Annotated in this window: 16 protein-coding genes; 5 read left to right on the forward strand and 11 right to left on the reverse strand. The window is 57.8% G+C overall.

The window, feature by feature from the left end; all coding sequences use genetic code 11:
• Positions 1–11: 11 nt before the first annotated feature.
• The 5 genes from HUW35_RS04605 to HUW35_RS04625 form a co-directional block, all read right to left on the reverse strand.
• On the reverse strand, positions 12–671 hold the full coding sequence (locus HUW35_RS04605) for an HAD family phosphatase (RefSeq protein ID WP_181254455.1): 660 nt from the start codon (positions 669–671) through the stop codon (positions 12–14).
• A 21-nt stretch (positions 672–692) separates the two neighbouring features.
• Complete coding sequence (locus tag HUW35_RS04610) at positions 693–1,055, reverse strand: hypothetical protein (protein ID WP_181254456.1); 363 nt, start codon at positions 1,053–1,055, stop codon at positions 693–695.
• Positions 1,056–1,076: 21 nt separating this feature from the next.
• Positions 1,077–1,838 (reverse strand): 16S rRNA (uracil(1498)-N(3))-methyltransferase, encoded by a 762-nt coding sequence (locus HUW35_RS04615; RefSeq protein WP_181254457.1) that lies wholly within the window; start codon positions 1,836–1,838, stop codon positions 1,077–1,079.
• A gap of 216 nt (positions 1,839–2,054) precedes the next feature.
• A complete protein-coding gene (locus tag HUW35_RS04620) occupies positions 2,055–5,189 on the reverse strand; it encodes an efflux RND transporter permease subunit (RefSeq protein WP_181254458.1) in 3,135 nt (1,044 codons plus the stop codon).
• 2 nt (positions 5,190–5,191) lie between these two features.
• Positions 5,192–6,442, reverse strand: a complete 1,251-nt coding sequence (locus tag HUW35_RS04625) for an efflux RND transporter periplasmic adaptor subunit (protein WP_255463498.1) — start codon at positions 6,440–6,442, stop codon at positions 5,192–5,194.
• A gap of 269 nt (positions 6,443–6,711) precedes the next feature.
• Between HUW35_RS04625 and HUW35_RS04630 the strand changes: the two genes are divergently transcribed.
• Together HUW35_RS04630 and HUW35_RS04635 are read left to right on the forward strand one after the other, a co-directional pair.
• Positions 6,712–9,060, forward strand: a complete 2,349-nt coding sequence (locus HUW35_RS04630) for a Tex family protein (protein ID WP_181254459.1) — start codon at positions 6,712–6,714, stop codon at positions 9,058–9,060.
• 94 nt (positions 9,061–9,154) lie between these two features.
• A complete protein-coding gene (locus HUW35_RS04635) occupies positions 9,155–10,279 on the forward strand; it encodes a histidine decarboxylase (RefSeq protein WP_181254460.1) in 1,125 nt (374 codons plus the stop codon).
• 89 nt (positions 10,280–10,368) lie between these two features.
• Here HUW35_RS04635 and HUW35_RS04640 read toward each other — a convergent pair whose 3' ends face one another.
• The 4 genes from HUW35_RS04640 to HUW35_RS04655 all read right to left on the reverse strand — a co-directional run bounded on the left by HUW35_RS04640 (position 10,369) and on the right by HUW35_RS04655 (position 14,217).
• Entirely contained in the window at positions 10,369–11,547 is a 1,179-nt protein-coding gene (locus HUW35_RS04640) for an alpha/beta hydrolase (RefSeq protein ID WP_181254461.1), read from the reverse strand.
• Between the two features lie 134 nt (positions 11,548–11,681).
• The gene (locus HUW35_RS04645; protein ID WP_181254462.1) at positions 11,682–12,173 is read right to left on the reverse strand and encodes a hypothetical protein; all 492 of its coding nucleotides are present in this window, start codon (positions 12,171–12,173) and stop codon (positions 11,682–11,684) included.
• Positions 12,174–13,095: 922 nt separating this feature from the next.
• Positions 13,096–13,524 carry a hypothetical protein gene (locus HUW35_RS04650; RefSeq protein ID WP_181254463.1) on the reverse strand — a complete coding sequence of 143 codons (429 nt, stop codon included), beginning with the start codon at positions 13,522–13,524 and terminating at the stop codon, positions 13,096–13,098.
• Between the two features lie 21 nt (positions 13,525–13,545).
• Positions 13,546–14,217: a pseudouridine synthase gene (locus HUW35_RS04655; RefSeq protein ID WP_181254464.1), complete on the reverse strand. Its 672-nt coding sequence runs from the start codon at positions 14,215–14,217 to the stop codon at positions 13,546–13,548.
• A 176-nt stretch (positions 14,218–14,393) separates the two neighbouring features.
• Between HUW35_RS04655 and HUW35_RS04660 the strand changes: the two genes are divergently transcribed.
• The 3 genes from HUW35_RS04660 to HUW35_RS04670 are packed head-to-tail and all read left to right on the forward strand — an operon-like array spanning position 14,394 to position 15,641.
• Positions 14,394–14,600, forward strand: coding sequence for a ParD-like family protein (locus HUW35_RS04660; RefSeq protein ID WP_181254465.1), 207 nt, complete (start codon positions 14,394–14,396; stop codon positions 14,598–14,600).
• A complete protein-coding gene (gene map / locus HUW35_RS04665; RefSeq protein ID WP_181254466.1) occupies positions 14,593–15,390 on the forward strand; it encodes a type I methionyl aminopeptidase in 798 nt (265 codons plus the stop codon). The genes HUW35_RS04660 and map overlap by 8 nt, the downstream gene beginning before the upstream one ends.
• Positions 15,391–15,392: 2 nt before the next feature.
• Positions 15,393–15,641, forward strand: coding sequence for a DUF2164 domain-containing protein (locus HUW35_RS04670; protein WP_181254467.1), 249 nt, complete (start codon positions 15,393–15,395; stop codon positions 15,639–15,641).
• A gap of 136 nt (positions 15,642–15,777) precedes the next feature.
• On the opposite strand, the gene HUW35_RS04675 is transcribed toward HUW35_RS04670, so the two are convergent.
• Positions 15,778–16,218 carry a thioesterase family protein gene (locus tag HUW35_RS04675; RefSeq protein ID WP_181254468.1) on the reverse strand — a complete coding sequence of 147 codons (441 nt, stop codon included), beginning with the start codon at positions 16,216–16,218 and terminating at the stop codon, positions 15,778–15,780.
• A 41-nt stretch (positions 16,219–16,259) separates the two neighbouring features.
• Entirely contained in the window at positions 16,260–17,423 is a 1,164-nt protein-coding gene (locus HUW35_RS04680; RefSeq protein WP_181254469.1) for an iron-containing alcohol dehydrogenase, read from the reverse strand.
• Between the last annotated feature and the right edge of the window lie 7 nt (positions 17,424–17,430).

Raw genomic sequence — 17,430 nt, forward strand, 5'->3', positions numbered from 1 at the left:
CATTTCCTAATTCAGAGGTAATCCAGCAGCAACTGCATATCATGGATCACCCGCGCGCCCTCGGCTTCCAGCTGACGGCCGCGCGCGCTGTTGTGGCTGTAGCCGATCACCGGCATACCCGCAGCCACTGCCGCCTTCACCCCGGCGATGGAATCCTCGACTACCAGACAGTGTTGCGGGTCCACCTCGAACTGGCGCGCACTGTGCAGGAACAGGTCCGGCCAGGGCTTGCCGCGGCCCACATCGTCCGCACTGAAAATACGCCCCTCAAAGAAATCCCACAGGCCGGTCTTGTTCAGGGTGATCTGCATTTTCGCGTGCGGCCCAGAAGACGCCACACAGGATTGCAGATCTGTACCCTGTAGCTTTTCCAGTACCTCGTGGATACCGGTGACGGGCTCCAGCTCCTCGTGGAAAGCGCGGCGGATACGGCTTTCCGTGGTGTGAAAATAGGACTCCGGCAGCGGGCCACCGTAGCGCGCCTCGATATCGAGAATACAATCCCGCGACGGCCGGCCACTGAACTGCTCGTCCAGTTCCTCCGCCGTTGCCGGCATCCCCAGCTTGGTCATCTCCTCTGCCAGCACGCGACACACGATGGTCTCGCTATCCACCAGCACGCCGTCACAATCAAAGATCACCAGGCGGGTTTCTGAAAACGGGTTACCCATCAAACTACCTTACTGCAAAACTCAGGTGGCGGATATCAACAATACCCCGATCAACACACCCACCGCTCCGGCTACCCGCACCAGGTTTTCATTGCCGTGCACCACACCCAGCACAAACTCCCGTGTGCGCTCGTAACCCGCCTGCAACGCATAGGCGCCGACCACTACCAGCAGAATCCCCAGCACATTGAACAGCGTGCCCCAGCTGCGGGTATCGGAAATCAGCAGGAATATCATGCCGATCACAATGCGTGCCCAGGCCGCGAAATAGAACAACTGCGGATTCATACGCTCACTGATATCGCGCGCGATCTGCGGCTTGAGAATAATCAGCACAGACATCGCAGTAATCGCGACACCGATTAACCAGACTATGGCTTTCATTTTTGCTCCTTGCAAAAAGCTCTAAAAATCACCCCATTGAAACTGCAGTACAGACAGCGCCGCCACCGGCGCCGTCTCGGTGCGCAGCACCCGCGGCCCCAGGCGCAGAGCGTGGAACCCCTTGTCCAGCGCCAGCTCAATTTCCTCCGCCGAGAGCCCGCCTTCGGGCCCCACCAGCAACAGCGTCGACCGGGGCCGTCCCAGTTGCTGCTCCAGCTGCGCCAGCGTCTCCTCGGTGCGGTGGTGCAGCACCAGTTTCAGTGTATTGCCGGCCACGTCACCATCCACCGAATCGCGCTGCTCATCGAGGTACTGCGGCAACTTCATCGGCGGCAGAATCTCCGGCACCCGGTTGCGGGCGCTCTGCTCGCAGGCACTAATGGCAATCTGCTGCCACTGGCCAAGCTTTTTTTGCAGGCGGTCGCCGGAGAGCTTTACTTCACAGCGCTCGGTAAACAGCGGCTGGATATCCTTCACCCCCAGCTCCGTGGCCTTCTGGATTACCCAGTCGAAACGGTCGCCACGGCTGATACCGATAGCCAGAGTGATTGCCAGCGGTGACTGTCGATCATCTTCGCAGTAGTCGCCGACTTTCGCACGCGCCTTCTTCCCCGCCTCCAGCAGTTCCGCCGTATATTCACCACCCTTCCCGTCAAACAGGATCAGCGGCCGGCCGGGGCCGAGGCGCAGAACTTTCACCAGATGACGCGACGCAGCTTCGTCTAATTGAACTTCGGTTTTACCCGCCAGTGGTTCGGCGGAAAAAATACGGGGAATACGCAAGGATAGATCCTGAGAGCGGAACAGAGTTGCGTGAAGGGTAATACAGGAGCGGGAGAAGTTGTAGGTGCTATCCCTACAGGTATCGGCGAGAAGGCCAGTGATCGGGGCGGGGTGATTCGGGACGGAACATTTGCCGATAAGGTTGTGGAGTACCGGATGACCCCGCCCCGATCACTGGCCGCCACCGGGCTTTACAAGCCCAGTGGCGGTTATCTGTCAGGCTTTCTCAAAACTCACAGGCAGCTCATCGGAAACCTTGTCGCCCTTCACCTTGACCCGCAGCATCTCGATGATCTTGTACAGATTCGGTACCAGCAGCAGGGTCACGAAAGTGGCACACAGAACACCGAACGCCAGGCTCACCACCATCGGGATCAGGAACTGCGCCTGGATCGAGCGCTCGAACATGATCGGCACCAGCCCGATGAAGGTCGTAATGGACGTCAGGATAATCGGACGGAAACGGTCGCGACCAGCCTGCACTACCGCATCCATCACCGCCATACCCTCGGCACGCAACTGATTGATACGATCCATCAATACCAGGTTATCGTTCACCACCACGCCCGCTGCCGCAAGGAAGCCCAGCATGGACATGATGCTGATGTTGTAGCCCATCAACAGGTGCCCAAGGATCGCACCGAAGAAACCAAACGGCACCGCCGTCAGGATCAGCAGCGGCTGCGAATAAGAGCGGAACGCAATTGCCAGCAGCGCATAGATCGCAAACAGGGACAGCACGAAGAACGCCAGAATCGCCGTGCCGAATTCTTCCTCTTCCTGCATCTCACCCGCAGTCTTCAGGGTGAACCCGGGGAACTGGCTCTCCCACTTTTTCAGGTTCTTGTCGCGCAGCTCTTTCAAGATCTCCTGTGCAGATGCGGTGCCCGGAATCAGCTCCGCCGTCACCCGCACGGTACGCTCGCGATCATTGCGACGAATGGTGGTATAGCCCGGCACGTAGACCGCATTCGCCACCGCGCTGAACGGAATCTCCCCGTCATTGGTGCGGATACGGATACGGTCGATCTGCTCCTCGCTGGCGCGCTCCTCTTGCGGATAACGCACCATCACGCGCACGTCCTCACGGCCGCGGGGAATACGCTGCACTTCCTCACCGTAGAAGCCCTGGCGCACCTGCTTGGCCACATCCGCCAGTCCGATACCCAGATTGGTAGCGTGTGGCTTCAGCTGGATCTCGATATCGCGGCGGGCGCTGATCAGGTTGTCGCGCACATCGTAGACACCGGCGAACGTATTCAGCTCTTTCTTCACCGCATCCGCGGCGCGACGCATCTCGTCCATATTGCCGGAAGCCGTACTCAGATTGAGGGACATGCCTTTGCCGCCATCATTGATGGTGTGCTGGATGTTCATCTCTTCCACACTGGCCGGCAATTTACCGATGTACTCGCGCCACTTCAGCGCCAGCTGCTCGGACGTCACATCCCGCTGTTCACCATCGAAAAGCTGCAACAGTACCGTAACGTTACCGCGCCACAGGAACACCATGGTGTTCTGTACGAAGTCCCGACCGCCGTTGAGTTTCAGCATTTCCGGGTCTTTCGCCAGCTGCTCGCCAGCGCGCTCGAACTGCTGCATCACTCGCTTGGTCTCTTCGAAAGACTCACCCTGGGCCATAGTGGTGCGCAGCTCCAGCATGTCCGATGGCACTTCCGGGGAGAAAGCAGAGCCGATATAGCCCCCCTTGAACACGGCAATGGAGAGCACCAGTGCCATGAAGAAAATCATCACCGTGGCGCGACTGTTACTCAGGGATTTCTCCAGCAACGGCAGGTAGTACTTGTCACCGGCGAGTTTCATGGCGTTGGCGAACTTGCCGCGCACACTCTGCAGCTTCTTACCGATCCCTGATGTGGCCGGTTTTTCCGGTTTCAGCTTCACCAGGTGCGCCGGCAGGATCAGCAGCGACTCCACCAGGGAAAAGGTCAGACACAGCAGCACCACCACTGGCAGCGCCATCATCATCTGCGAGGTATACCCTGGTAGGAACAGCATCGGCACGAAGAACACCATGGTGGATACCACGGCGAAAATGACCGGCGCGGAGACTGTCTTGACTCCGGCTTCTGCTGCCTGGAGACCGGCCTCACCGCGGTCGTGAGCGGCGTGCACCGCCTCGCCGACGATGATTGCGTCATCCACCACGATCCCGAGAATCATCAGAAACGCGAATAGCGACAGCATGTTCAGGGTCACCCCGGTGATGGGCAGCAACCAGAAGGCCCCCATAAAGGCCGTGAAGATACCCACCGTCACCCACACCGCCAGCGCCGGGCGCAGGAACAGCATCAGCAATACAAATACCAGTGCGAGGCCAGTCACCGCATTCCAGAACAGCATGCTCATGCGGCTCTCATAGGCCTCGGAGAAGTCGAACCAGCTCTCAAATTCCATGCCCGGGGGCAGGGTTTCGCGGGCTTCCTTCATGAATTCACGAATGGCTTCCGCGGTGGCTACCACGTCCAGCGGTTCACCCTGCATTACCCGCAGGTTCATTGCCGGCTTGCCGTTGAAGCGGATTACCGAGCCCTCTTCCTCGAAACCATCATGCACCTTGGCCACGTCGCCCAGCAGCAGCTGGGTACCGTCTTTACGGCTCACCAGAGGGATGCGTTCAAAGTCAGCACCGGTGTATGCCTGGCCACGGGTCTGCACCTGGATGTCGCCGCGGTCGGAACGCACCATACCCGCAGGCAGGTCCAGGGAAGATCGACGCACCGCGTTGGCCACATCGTCAAACGAGAGGTTGTAGCGGCGCAGATCGATTTCGGATACCTCGATGGAGACCTCATCCGCGCGATCACCCCATACGTCTACACGGCGCACGCCGGGCAGCAGCATCAACTTGTCGCGCAGGTCCAGCGCGGTGTCCTTGAGCTGACGGGGAGAAACAGGACCGCCGATGGCGATCATCATCATCTGCTGCTCCCACTCCTGCAGGGCAACCACCGGACGCTCGATATCACCCGGAAAGGTGTTGACCGAGTCCACCTGCACCTTGATGTCGTTCAGCAGGCGCAGTTCGTCATAACCGTCGACCGCCTTGACCTCAACCGTGCTGTGGCTGCGGCGAGACCAGGAATTGATCTCCTTGATCCCTTTCACCTCGGAAATGGCCTGCTCGACCCGCTGGGTAACCTGCTGCTCCACTTCCGCGGGACCGGCACCGGGATAACTGATGTCTACGCGCACGATACCCGGATTGATCGCCGGGAATACCTCGCGACCGACGTGGGAAATACCGAAAATACCGCCGATGATGATCATGATCATCAACAGGTTGGCGGCCTTGCTGTTGCGGACGAACCACCCAATGATGCCCTGCATGATCAGAAAGCTCCCTGTGCCGAGGCGGTAGAGCTACCGCCCGCTTCAACTTCCGGCTCCTCGGTCTCCTCGGCACCTTCTTTCTCACCGAGCATCAGGCCGGAGGGCTTATCGTTCAGCGGATTGGGGCTCAACACCATGCCCTCACGGGAATACCCGAGACTGGAGATCACAATCTGCTCCCCGGTTTCGATATCACCGCGCAGCCACACCTGATCGCCCACTGCCTGCAGCAGCTCCACGTCTTTGAACGCCAGCTGGTTTTCTTCGTTCAGCACCAGAATGTGGTTGCCTTCATGCAGCGCCTGACGCGGCAGGATGTTGATGTCGTCGTAGGTCTTGCCGGCAATGTGGGCTTCCACAAACAGGCCGTTAATCAGCGGTGCTTCACCGGCGTAGGGATTCTCGATCTGCGCCACCGCGTAGACGAAGCGACTGTTGGGATCGATCGCTGCTTCGGTGCGCACGATCTGGCCGCGCCACTCGCGCTCCTTACCGGCGAGGCTTGCCGACAGGCGCACCGCGGGACCGCTTTCAATCGCGCGGCCCAGGGGAAGTTCCAGCAGGGACAGCTGGTGGTCAGTCAGGGGCAAGCGCACCTCCGCGATACCCACACTGTGAATACGCGCAAGTTTGGTACCCGGGGATACGAACTGGCCGATATCTACCAGAGTTTCCACCACACGCCCGTCAAACGGCGCCCGCACCGCGGTGCGCTCCAAGTCCAGCTTGGCCTGATCGCGGTCGGCCTTGGCGGCGGCCAGGGCCGCTTCCGCAGCGGCCAGCTGGGGCTTGCGCAGGAACAAACGGTTGGCGGCATCGCTACCCAGGTCGCGCCATTCGCGCTGGGCCTGCTTGGCACGCCCCTGCTCCTGGGCCAGGGTGGCGGCGGCATTGGCCACCTGGGATTCGGCACGAGTCAGCGCATGGCGGTAATCCGCGGGCTCAATCTGGATCAGTGAATCTTCCCGGCTGAAGAAACCGCCGGCCACAAACGCCTGGTTAACCCCCTGAATGACACCACCCACACGGGCCACCACTTCAATCTCGTGGCGCGCGTGCACGGAACCCTGGCTGGGCACCAGCAGGGTGTGGCGCGCCGGGTTGGCGTAGAGCACATCGGCCATGGGCGGAGCCGCGGCTTCTGCAACTTTTTCCTCAGGCTTTGGCGCCAGTGCGGACACAGCAACTACCGCAGCGATACCGGCGACAACAACAATCCCTAAAACTTTATTTTTACTTGAAGGCTTCACAGAAACTTCCACTGATCAAAATTTAACTAGTTGCGCATTCTACAGGGCTTCGACGACATTGGAACTATCCCCGGATGCAAGCCGTCGCAGCAAAATGCGCTTGACCGCAAACTGGCGCTGTGAACCATTTTGCCGCCGCAAATTCCAAGCACTGTCAATCTTGGTCAGCGACGCCGCATGGCCCATAATGGCCGCCGTTTTACTGTGGCTGGCGCTGCGTCGAAAGACCGAATTGCCCGATATGAATTTGTGAGGAAGTAGATAACAAGATGTTGGATATCAACGCCCGTATTGCCGAAGAACTGAACGTGCGCCCGCAACAAGTGGCTGCCGCCGTGGGCCTATTGGACGAGGGCGCCACGGTGCCTTTCATCTCCCGCTACCGGAAAGAGGTCACCGGCGAGCTGGACGACTCCCAGCTGCGTACCCTGGAAGATCGCCTGCGCTACCTGCGCGAGATGGAAGAGCGCCGCGCCGCGATCCTGAAAAGTATCGATGAGCAGGGCAAACTTACGCCGGAACTGGCAAACCAGATCAACGCTGCCGACACCAAGAACCGCCTCGAAGACCTCTATCTCCCCTACAAGCCCAAGCGCCGCACCAAGGGCCAGATCGCCATCGAAGCGGGCCTCGAGCCGCTGGCCGATGCACTCTACGCCGATCCCAGCCTGAACCCGGAAGAAGAGGCACAGAAGTACCTCAACACCGACAATGAAGATGCCGCCCTGCACGTCAAAGACATCAAGGGTGCGCTGGACGGTGCCAAGTTCATCCTGATGGAGCGCTTTGCCGAAGACGCCGAGCTGCTGGGCAAGCTGCGGGACTTCCTGAGCCGCGAGGGCCAGGTGAAATCCAAGCTGCTGGACGGCAAGGAGCAGGAAGGTGCCAAGTTCCGCGATTACTTCGAGTACGCCGAACCTTTCTCCAAGGTGCCCAGCCACCGCGCCCTGGCCATCTTCCGCGGCCGCAACGAAGGCATCCTCGCGATCAATCTGGGGCTGGAGGGCGACGAAGAGCGCACCGCCACACAGGCCCACCCCTGCGAAGCGATGATCGCGCGCCACGTGGACATCGAAGACCTGGGCCGTCCTGCGGACAAGTGGCTGGGTGAAGTGGTGCGCTGGACCTGGCGCATCAAGCTTCTCACCAGCCTCGAGACCGATCTGCTGGGCCAGCTGCGCGAAATGGCAGAGGAAGAGGCCATCAAGGTGTTCTCCCGTAACCTGAAAGACCTGCTGCTGGCGGCGCCGGCGGGCCAGAAGGCCACCATCGGCCTCGACCCGGGCCTGCGCACCGGGGTGAAAGTGGCCGTGGTTGACGCTACCGGCAAGGTGCTGGACCACACCGCTATTTACCCGACCCCACCGCAGAACCGCATTCAGGAATCTGCCGCGGTGATCGCCGCCTTCTGCAACAAGTACGACGTGGGCCTGATCGCCATCGGCAACGGTACCGCCAGCCGCGAAACCGACAAGTTTGTCGGCGAGACCATCAAGCAGTACAAGCTCACCGCGCAAAAGGTGATGGTGAACGAGGCAGGCGCCTCCGTGTACTCCGCCTCCGAGTTCGCGGCGAAAGAATTCCCGGACCTGGACGTAACCATCCGTGGTGCCATCTCCATCGCCCGTCGCCTGCAGGACCCGCTGGCAGAACTGGTGAAGATCGAACCGAAATCCATCGGTGTGGGCCAGTACCAGCACGACGTTTCCCAGACCCAGCTGGCGCGCTCCCTGGACGCAGTGGTGGAAGACTGTGTGAACGGCGTCGGCGCCGAGCTGAACTCCGCCTCAGCGCCGTTGCTGGCGCGGGTATCCGGCCTCAGCGCATCCATCGCCAACAATATTGTGACCTACCGCGACCAGAACGGTGCGTTCAAGAACCGCAACCAGCTGAAGGACGTTCCGCGCCTCGGCCCCAAGGCCTTCGAACAGGCCGCGGGCTTCCTGCGCATCAACAACGGCGAGGACCCGCTGGATAAATCCGGTGTGCACCCGGAATCCTATATCGTGGTGAAGCGCATCGCCGAGAAGAACGGTCGCGAGATCAACAGCCTGATTGGCGACTCCGGTTTCCTGCGCCGACTGAACCCGGCGGACTACACCGATGAAAAATTCGGTCTGCCCACGGTGAAGGACATCATCGCCGAACTGGAAAAACCCGGCCGCGACCCGCGCCCGGAATTCCGCACTGCCCAGTTCGAAGACGGTGTTGAGGAAATCAAGGACCTGCGCCCGGGCATGGTGCTGGAAGGTACCGTCACCAACGTCACCAACTTCGGTGCGTTTGTGGATATCGGCGTGCACCAGGACGGCCTGGTCCACATCTCCGCGCTGTCCGAGAAGTTCGTCAAGGACCCGCACGAAGTGGTCAAGGCAAACGACATCGTCAAGGTGAAGGTGATGGAAGTGGACGTGGCGCGCAAGCGTATCGGCCTGTCCATGCGCATGTCTGACGAGCCCGGCGAACAGGGCAGCGGCGGCGTCAAGAAAGCCGACCACCGCGAGAGCCGTCAGGCTCAGCGCCACAACAACCGCAGCCGCCAGCAACAGGGCGGTGGCAACGGCGGTCGCGGCAGCATGGGCGACCTGCTGGCGGCGGCGATGAAGGGTAAAAAGTAACAGCCCATTCACACTGCAAGGGGCGATCATTGATCGCCCTTTTTTATTCCCGATCGTTAAAACTATTCTTATAAAAATTGACAGGCTTAGCGAGATGACACTTTCAACCTCCGACCGCGCCCGCTTGCAGGCATTTCTGGAAAACACCCGCGAGAATACGGAATCCTACCTCGGCTATCCGGTGTCCAAGGATTTCGAGTTCGACGACCTGGTGGAATTCCTGCGCTACCCGCTCAACAACCTCGGCGACCCGTTCAGCGACTCCACCTGGCGGGTAGACAGCCGCGGTTTCGAGCGCGACGTGATTACGTTTTTTGCGGAGATGCTGCGCGCACCGGAAAACGACTGGTGGGGATACGTCACCAACGGCGGTACCGAAGGCAACCTGTACGGACTGTATCTGGCGCGGGAACTGCTGCCCAAGGGCATCGTGTATTACTCCCAGGACACCCACTACAGCGTGGCCAAGAACCTGCACTTCCTGGGCATGCGCCACATCATGATCCGCTCGCAGAAAAACGGCGAGATTGATTACGACGATCTGCGCGAGACTTTACGCGCGCGCCGCGATATTCCGCCGATCATTTTCGCCAATATCGGCACCACCATGACCGAAGCGCGGGACGACCTGAAAAAGATCAACAACATTCTCGACGAAATGGCATTCAGCCAGCGCTACATCCACAGCGATGCAGCACTGTGCGGGGGCATGGCGCCGTTTATGGATCCGCGCCCCGCGTTCGATTTTGCCGACGGCGCCGACAGCATCTCCATCAGCGGCCACAAGTTCTTTGGCTCACCGATACCCTGCGGCATCGTGCTGGCGCGCAAGTGCAATGTGGACCGGATTGCGCGCTCCATCTCCTATATCGGCAATCTGGACACCACCATCACCGGCTCGCGCAATGGATTTACCCCGCTGGTACTGTGGCACACCATCAAATCTCTGGGGGTCGAGGGACTGGCAGCAAGGGTGCAGCACTCACTGGATACTGCCAGCTATGCGGAAACCCAGATGCGCCACGCAGGCATCAGCGCCTGGCGCAATCCCAATGCGATTACCGTGGTATTCCCACAGGTGGCAGAATCGGTAAAACAGAAATGGCAGCTGGCCACGGCCAATGGGGAAAGCCATGTGATCTGTATGCCGAACGTCACCCGCGCACAGATCGATGAGCTGATCGAAGATATACTGGCTACGCCGGTCGCGAGTAAATAATTAACCTCTCAGCCGGTCAGATTACTTTCTGGCCGGCTGCACGCTGTCGAGCCGCGCTGACCGTCTTCATACCGGATAGATAAAATCAATTATTCCTGGAGCCACCACTTGAGCGCCACAGGTAAGCGCCGCGACCAGTCGAGTTCGCAATGGCGGCCAAGCTTATCTTTCACGAGCATCAGCCGGTCAGACTCAGCGCCATTTTCTAGCAGTGCCCGCTCCAGCGCCTCGATACGCTGAAAATCTCCGTATTCAACTTTGCCGATATCGAAATAGATTCGGCTACCGACTGCGTCGGCACTATTGTCTATTGCCTCAAACAGTACATTTTTCCCACGCACGTTTTTTATATCCAGCGCCGGCGAAAATGCCGCGACGAAACCGAAAGTATCACTGTGTTCCAGCGCCGCGTATATCGCCATCAGTCCACCAAGAGAGCTGCCGGCCACGCCAGTATTCTCTCTTCCCGAGCGGGTGTGGAAATGATTATCTATATAAGGCTTGAGACGCGCGCGAATAAATTCCATTGTCAGACCGCCCAACCCCTCTTTACTACTTCCATCGCGATCACGGAAATCCCAGGGGTTGTATTCAATCCAGCGGTTGCCCGAGTTGGGTATCGCCACCACAATCAGTTCTGGTAGCTCACCGGCCGCCACCAGACGCTCGATGGTTTCATCCACCTGCCACTCATCGCTGTACGCGCTCGCGCTGTCAAACAAATTCTGGCCGTCGAGCATATACAGCACCGGGTAATCAATACTGCTGGCGGTTTCGTAGGAGGGCGGGAGGTAAACAACGATATCGGCGCTGCGCCCCAGCTCGGGCATCGGGAAGTTGCGCAGAGTGCGCAGGTTACCGCGCTTTGTCGACGGTGCTTTTTGCGTGGGAACATCGCCTCTCCAGGCCGGAATTTCTGCCTGCGCCACATCGGAGGCATCCGCTCTAAGATGATAGGTACAGAGACTTTTTCCAGCTTCCGAAGTGGGGGTTAGGCCCCAATCCTTATTTTTCACAAAGGTGAAGAAGAGATCTTCTTCACTGACCACAACCTCGGCCCTCAATGTTCCATCGACATATTCGAGGGTTACGGCGTCGTCACCTTCCAGCGCCCAGTTATTGAAGTCCCCAACCAGATGCACGGTATCTTTGACGGAATAGCCAGCTGGTGCTGTGACCTCGAAAAGGATACTCGAATCTTCGGCCCCGGCACTCCCGTTCAGCAAGCCAAAGCATATTGCTGAAACCCAGCATGTCAGTTTTTTCATATCGGCGTCCTTGCGTGCAGATGGAACGATTCATCAGTTAACGTCAAGGAAACACCCGATTCGACCTGCGCGCACCCTCCCCCCTCGGGGTGGAGAGAGTTTCAGGGACCATATTAGAAGGTGGCTACGAACATTCAGATCTCGCTGCATATAAAAACGAATCTGGCGCGACAGTAGACAGTTCCGTTGGCAAATTGAACCTCCCAGGTAGACTCACACCCCAGAGGAATAACGCGCCGGCAACGCTGGCTTCTCCGACAGATCAAAATTGCCCTTAGGAACGCGAAGCCCGCCCATAGCCAAAACTTTCCAGCAAGGCCTGCCGGTGGCGGCGTCCAGACCTCAGAAATAACAATAGCGAACTCTTGGTCACAATCCGGTTGCCAAGGGAAATCCATCTTGGAAAATGTGCCATCTCCACGTTGGCCATTATAATTCTCTTTGATTCTTCCCTCCGGCACAGCGGGATTTACTCGCTTTCCCGGCTCATCCGCCACCGGACCCTGCGGCAGGCTGAAGTGCTCTTTCAGCTTAATCCCTGCCTGATCTAAAGCTTCCTGAATGGCCTTCTCGTCCTCTTCAGAAAACGGAGGGGTAATGTCGTCTGATGAAACCCTGTCAGTCATTTCACTCTCCTGAAGGAATATGCATTTATCGTATATTCAACTGTAGAAGAAGTTTTGCGTTTATTTAAAATTTAGGCAGATAGGGGAGAGTTAGGAAGAGGCAAGTCGCGCAAGACAAAGCTTTAAAGAAATGGACATCGAGAATGAGGGATACTTATAAAGCCTGATCGATAAACTTTTCGCTTTCTCACCTTTAATTACTCTAAATGCATCAAGTTATCTGCAACTCAGGCGCATCGACGAAAAGCAAACCAAACTGTCATTTGAGAAGATGACGAGCTCCAATTATTGAAATTTCTGGCCAAGATTTACTCCGACACTAATTATTACTGCCGGCCAAGGAACTGCTGGATATCCTGATCTTCAAGCACGCCGCCAATCGGCTCTCGGCGGGGAAAGCAGTCCTTTCCCGACCAAGATTTACCTCCAGATTTCCCTTGGGAATAGAAAATTTCAAAAATGACGTATCAGCAACAATACAGGGTTGAAGTCTCTCTGGATCAGCGCACTTCCTGAATCGTCTCTCAACATCACTTTCATTTCCATAAAATGACCCATCAGAGAATAACCTAACTACGATGGGGCGGGGCGGCAGATAGGATTCACTAAACCCATTCAATTCGAACTCGACATTCCTCTCTGCGGAAAAGTACCGATAAAAACAAAAACCAAAAGTAGATCAAAATACAGTTTAATCTTCACACACCCACTCCGCCCAATTCATGGCTCTATTTGTCGCATCTATTTCCCATGTGCATTTACTCTAGAATGAACCGCCCCACCCAGTTGTCCAACATTCTCACATTCCCAGGGCGCATATGCGCCAACTCATGCCTGAAGACAAACATTTCTTGGTATTGAACCGATAAAGGCGGCCCATGGCCGCCTTTTTTATTTCATCGTTTTCGCTGAAAGCACCCGATTAATCACGTCCCAACCGGAACAATGAGAATTCCATCCGGACCATGGCAATCACTACGATGCAATAACTACTACTCCACATCAGAATTAGCAACGGCGAATACCCATTGCCGTTCCAGAAGCCGTAGATCAAATGCGTAGCGCACAGTGTGAGTGCAAACACCAGGCAAAACAGGCGCGGGTTCTGAACAGGAAAGCGTGCCGCCACCCAAAGCGACAACAGTATCAACAAGCCGACACCCAGCGGATACACCACCAGCAGGCTCCAGAGAAACATGGACAGATTTGAGCCGATACTCTGCATCGGCCCATTTAGCCACTGCGGGATCGCCAGGGCTGCGGAAAAGCCGATGGTGTAGATCGACATCCAGAGCGAGAAAATTCCCAACGCAACAGCGATGGTAGACTCGATGAGTTTTTTCCTATTCACAGTTACCTCCCTCCCTCACAATTACACTTGCTCAAGTTGAAATTCTGCACCGGGGTTACACATAAAATGCAAAGGCCGTTCCAGTACGGGATGCGTAAAACCCAACTCCTGCGCATGTAGCAGCAATCGCGGCGCTGCCGTCAGGGCTTCCTCATGGGCGTAAAAGGGATCCCCAAGAATGGGATGTCCCAAGGCCTGCATATGCACACGTAACTGGTGCGAGCGGCCAGTGATCGGGGTCAATTCCAGCAAGCTGGTACGGCCGTCGCTGGAAAGCTTTTTCCAGCGTGTCTGTGACGGCTTGCCTACCTCGAAGTCCACTTTCTGCCGGGGTCGATTGGGCCAGTCGCAGATCAGCGGCAAGTCCACCTCCCCGTCTTCCTCCCGCGGCTCTCCCCATACCCGCGCGATATAGATTTTCTCCACCGCGCGCTGCTGAAACAGACCGCTCAACTGGCGGTGGATATCCGGCCCCCGCGCCATGACCACAAGGCCGGAGGTATCCATATCCAGCCGGTGCACGATCAACGCGTCCGGGTATTCCTGCTGCGCGCGACTGGCGAGGCTGTCTTTATGCGCGGGATCGCGCCCGGGCACGGTCAGCAGGCCACTGGGTTTGTCCAGCACCAGCAAGTGGGCGTCACTGTAGACGACATCCAGGTATGGATCGGTAGGCGGGTTGTAGGGGCGCAAAACTGAGACTCGGAGTGACAACGAATGCCCGCAAGCTTACGCAATTTTACGCCGCAAGCAAAAGCAGCGTACCGATCCAGCCGCGGCCTCCCCCGTTACCGGTCCACTTATCGCTTTATACGATCCGTATATGATTCATATATACTGTCATTCACACACGAACTGTGGAGGCCATCTTGGGAATCGTAAAAATATCCGACACGCTGCACGATGATATCCGCGGTGCCAGCGCCGTTATGTCCCGTTCCATTAACGCCCAGGCCGAGTTCTGGATTCGCATCGGCATGCTCGCGGAGCTCAATCCCGAGCTGAATTACAACCAGCTGTGCAAGATGCTGCTGCGGAACCCATCGGCTAGCCTGGAGGCTCTGACCCGTGAATAAGGTGCAGGTAAAAACACCGCAGCAACAGGCGTTGATGCGCGAGTCGGGCCGCTTGCTGAGCGAAGTATTCCAGATGCTGGATAGCTTCGTGGCGCCGGGGGTGAGCACCATGGAAATCGACCGTCAGGTGGAAGACTTCATCACCAACACCCTCGCTGCCCGCCCCGCCAGCAAGGGGCAGTATGACTACCCCTACTCCCTGAACACCTCCATCAATGACGTGGTGTGTCACGGTATGCCAAGCGCGTCGCGCAAGCTGAAAAGCGGCGATATCGTCAATCTGGACATCACCCTGGAAAAAAATGGCTACATCGCCGACTCCAGTAAAATGTATCTGGTCGGTGACGTCTCCCCCGCTGCGCGCAAGCTGGTGAACACAACCTACGACGCCATGTGGTGCGGTATCCACTCGGTGCGTCCCGGCGCCACCCTCGGAGATATCGGCCATGCGATCCAGCAACACGCCGAACAGTATGGTTACAGTGTGGTGAGGGATTATTGTGGCCACGGCATCGGCCGTGAAATGCACGAAGCCCCGCAAGTCCTGCACTTCGGCCGCCCCGGCACCGGCGAGGTACTGAAAGAGGGAATGACCTTCACCATCGAACCCATGATCAATCAGGGCACACACAAAACAAAAACCCAAAAAGACGGATGGACGGTAGTAACACGCGATGGGAAATTGTCTGCACAATGGGAGCACACGGTGCTGGTGACCACGGATGGATTTGAGGTACTCACCTTGAGAGCGGACGAATCCGTCACTTCCGATACGCAGAAGCGAGGGTAATAATGCAAGAAATTGAATTCTCGAAAGACCAGAAAGAAAGAATGGTTGGCAAGATCAAGTCCTACTTCAGCGATGAGCTGCAGCAAGATATCGGTGGGTTTGAGGCGGAGTTCCTGATCGACTTTTTCGCCAAGGAATTGGGGCCCTACTTCTACAACCGCGGCCTTTTCGATGCTCAACAGGTATTCAACGAAAAGACCGAAGAGGCCGGGTATGTCATCCAGGAACTGGAAAAACCCGAAGGCTACTAGTCACGCGGGCATCTCGATCCCGGTCTTCCCGTCACTGCCCGCAACCGATATCGAGTTCGCAGTCTTCTCAACGAAAAATGCGCGGTATTAAGGAGGGAAATTCTGCAACCCCTCCAGACTATCGCAGATGTGTATTCTATTCGATGCGGGACAGCGCCTGTCGAATGGGTTCGGGAATGGGCACCGAGCGGTTTTCCGCGCGCGCGACAAATACATGAGTAAAACTTCCACTGGCCGCTGCCCGGGTATCACCCGCGGGGAAAATGCCCACCCGGTAAACCACCGAGCTGTTACCGAGTTTCTCCACCCGGATACCCGCTTCCAGTTGCTGCGGATAAGCCAGGGGCGCGCGGTAGTCGCAGCTGGAGTTGACCACAAACGCGACCACCTCACTGCTGTGGATATCCAATCCCCCCTCTTCAATCAGGTAGCGGTTTACCGCACTGTCGAAGTAGCTGTAGTAGGTCACGTTGTTCACGTGGCCGTAGATATCGTTATCGTGCCAGCGGGTGGTGATGGGGTAGAACACCCGGTAGTGCTCCCGGGTGAAGTACTCTTCCGGTGGTGTCTTTGACATGGATTCTCTAAATTTTTTCTGCTTGCGGTGGGCTGTGATTGTTAAAACGCTGCCCGGTAGATCGCCAGTGCATCCTGCTCGGTGACCGCGCGGGGATTGTTTACCAGCAATCGCTGCTGCTCCATCGCATCGGCGGCGAGTTGTGCCAGGCTGTCTTCGGTAACACCGCAATCCCGCAATTTAGTGGGCAGTCCCAATTCCGCGATCAGGTTTTCCAGCCAGCAGATCAGCGCTTCGGTTTTGTCCTGAGCGCTCCCGCTGGGGCATTCCACCCCCATGATGGTCTGCGCCAGCTGCGCATAAAGTTCGGCCGCCGCCGGCGCGTTGAAGCGCAGAACATGGGGCAATACCAGGGAATTACTGAGGCCGTGGGGAATATGGAAACGCCCGCCGAGAGGATATGCCAGCGCGTGTACGGCGGCCACCGGCGCATTGGCGAATGCCTGGCCGGCATACAGCGCCCCCAGCAGCATCTTGCCGCGGGCCTCCAGATCGAATCCGCGATGGGTGGCAGTGGCGATATTGGTGGCCAGTAGGCTCAGCGCCTCGCGGGCCAGCATATCCGATATCGGATTCTTCTTGTGGGCGGTGGTGTAGGCCTCAATCGCATGCACCATGGCGTCGATGCCGGTGGCGGCAGTCACATGGGCGGGCAGGCCGAGGGTAAGTCTGGCATCGAGTAGCGCGGTGTCCGGCTGCAGGTGCGGGGAGACAATGCCGGCCTTGGTGGTTTCACCGGTGGTGACAATGGCAATGGGCGTAACTTCAGAGCCGGTGCCCGCAGTAGTGGGCACCTGTAGCAGGGGCAAACGCGGTCCCTGCACATTGCCCACTCCATAGAGCTCTTCCAGGGATTGCCGGCAATCTCCGTGCGCCAGCACCGCGACCAGCTTGGCCACATCCATGGAGCTGCCGCCGCCAAAACCCACGATCATTTCTGCGCCCAGCGCGCGGGCGGCCTGAGCTGCCGCTTCCACGGTGGCACTTTTGGGGTCGGCTTCTACCCGATCAAAAATCCCCAGGCGCAGGTCAGCGCTGTCGAATCCCGGCAATACGCTGTCCAGCAGGCCGGCGTTCAGGATGCCATTGTCGGTGACCAGCAGCACCCGCCCGGCACCGGCTGCACGGCAGTGCTCGGCCAGGCGGTCTGCCGCGCCGGCCTCACAAACGATGGTTCTGGTGGTGGAAAAAGTGAAATCTCGCATGGGTCCC

Source organism: Microbulbifer sp. YPW1 (assembly GCF_013367775.1).
In the GTDB taxonomy this organism is placed as follows: domain Bacteria; phylum Pseudomonadota; class Gammaproteobacteria; order Pseudomonadales; family Cellvibrionaceae; genus Microbulbifer.

Coding starts and splice junctions, on each gene's coding strand:
- HUW35_RS04605 (WP_181254455.1), bottom strand. CDS start 671: ATGGGTAACCCGTTTTCAGAAACCCGCCTGGTGATCTTTGATTGTGAC.
- HUW35_RS04610 (WP_181254456.1), bottom strand. CDS start 1,055: ATGAAAGCCATAGTCTGGTTAATCGGTGTCGCGATTACTGCGATGTCT.
- HUW35_RS04620 (WP_181254458.1), bottom strand. CDS start 5,189: ATGCAGGGCATCATTGGGTGGTTCGTCCGCAACAGCAAGGCCGCCAAC.
- HUW35_RS04630 (WP_181254459.1), top strand. CDS start 6,712: ATGTTGGATATCAACGCCCGTATTGCCGAAGAACTGAACGTGCGCCCG.
- HUW35_RS04635 (WP_181254460.1), top strand. CDS start 9,155: ATGACACTTTCAACCTCCGACCGCGCCCGCTTGCAGGCATTTCTGGAA.
- HUW35_RS04640 (WP_181254461.1), bottom strand. CDS start 11,547: ATGAAAAAACTGACATGCTGGGTTTCAGCAATATGCTTTGGCTTGCTG.
- HUW35_RS04645 (WP_181254462.1), bottom strand. CDS start 12,173: ATGACTGACAGGGTTTCATCAGACGACATTACCCCTCCGTTTTCTGAA.
- HUW35_RS04670 (WP_181254467.1), top strand. CDS start 15,393: ATGCAAGAAATTGAATTCTCGAAAGACCAGAAAGAAAGAATGGTTGGC.
- HUW35_RS04675 (WP_181254468.1), bottom strand. CDS start 16,218: ATGTCAAAGACACCACCGGAAGAGTACTTCACCCGGGAGCACTACCGG.
- HUW35_RS04680 (WP_181254469.1), bottom strand. CDS start 17,423: ATGCGAGATTTCACTTTTTCCACCACCAGAACCATCGTTTGTGAGGCC.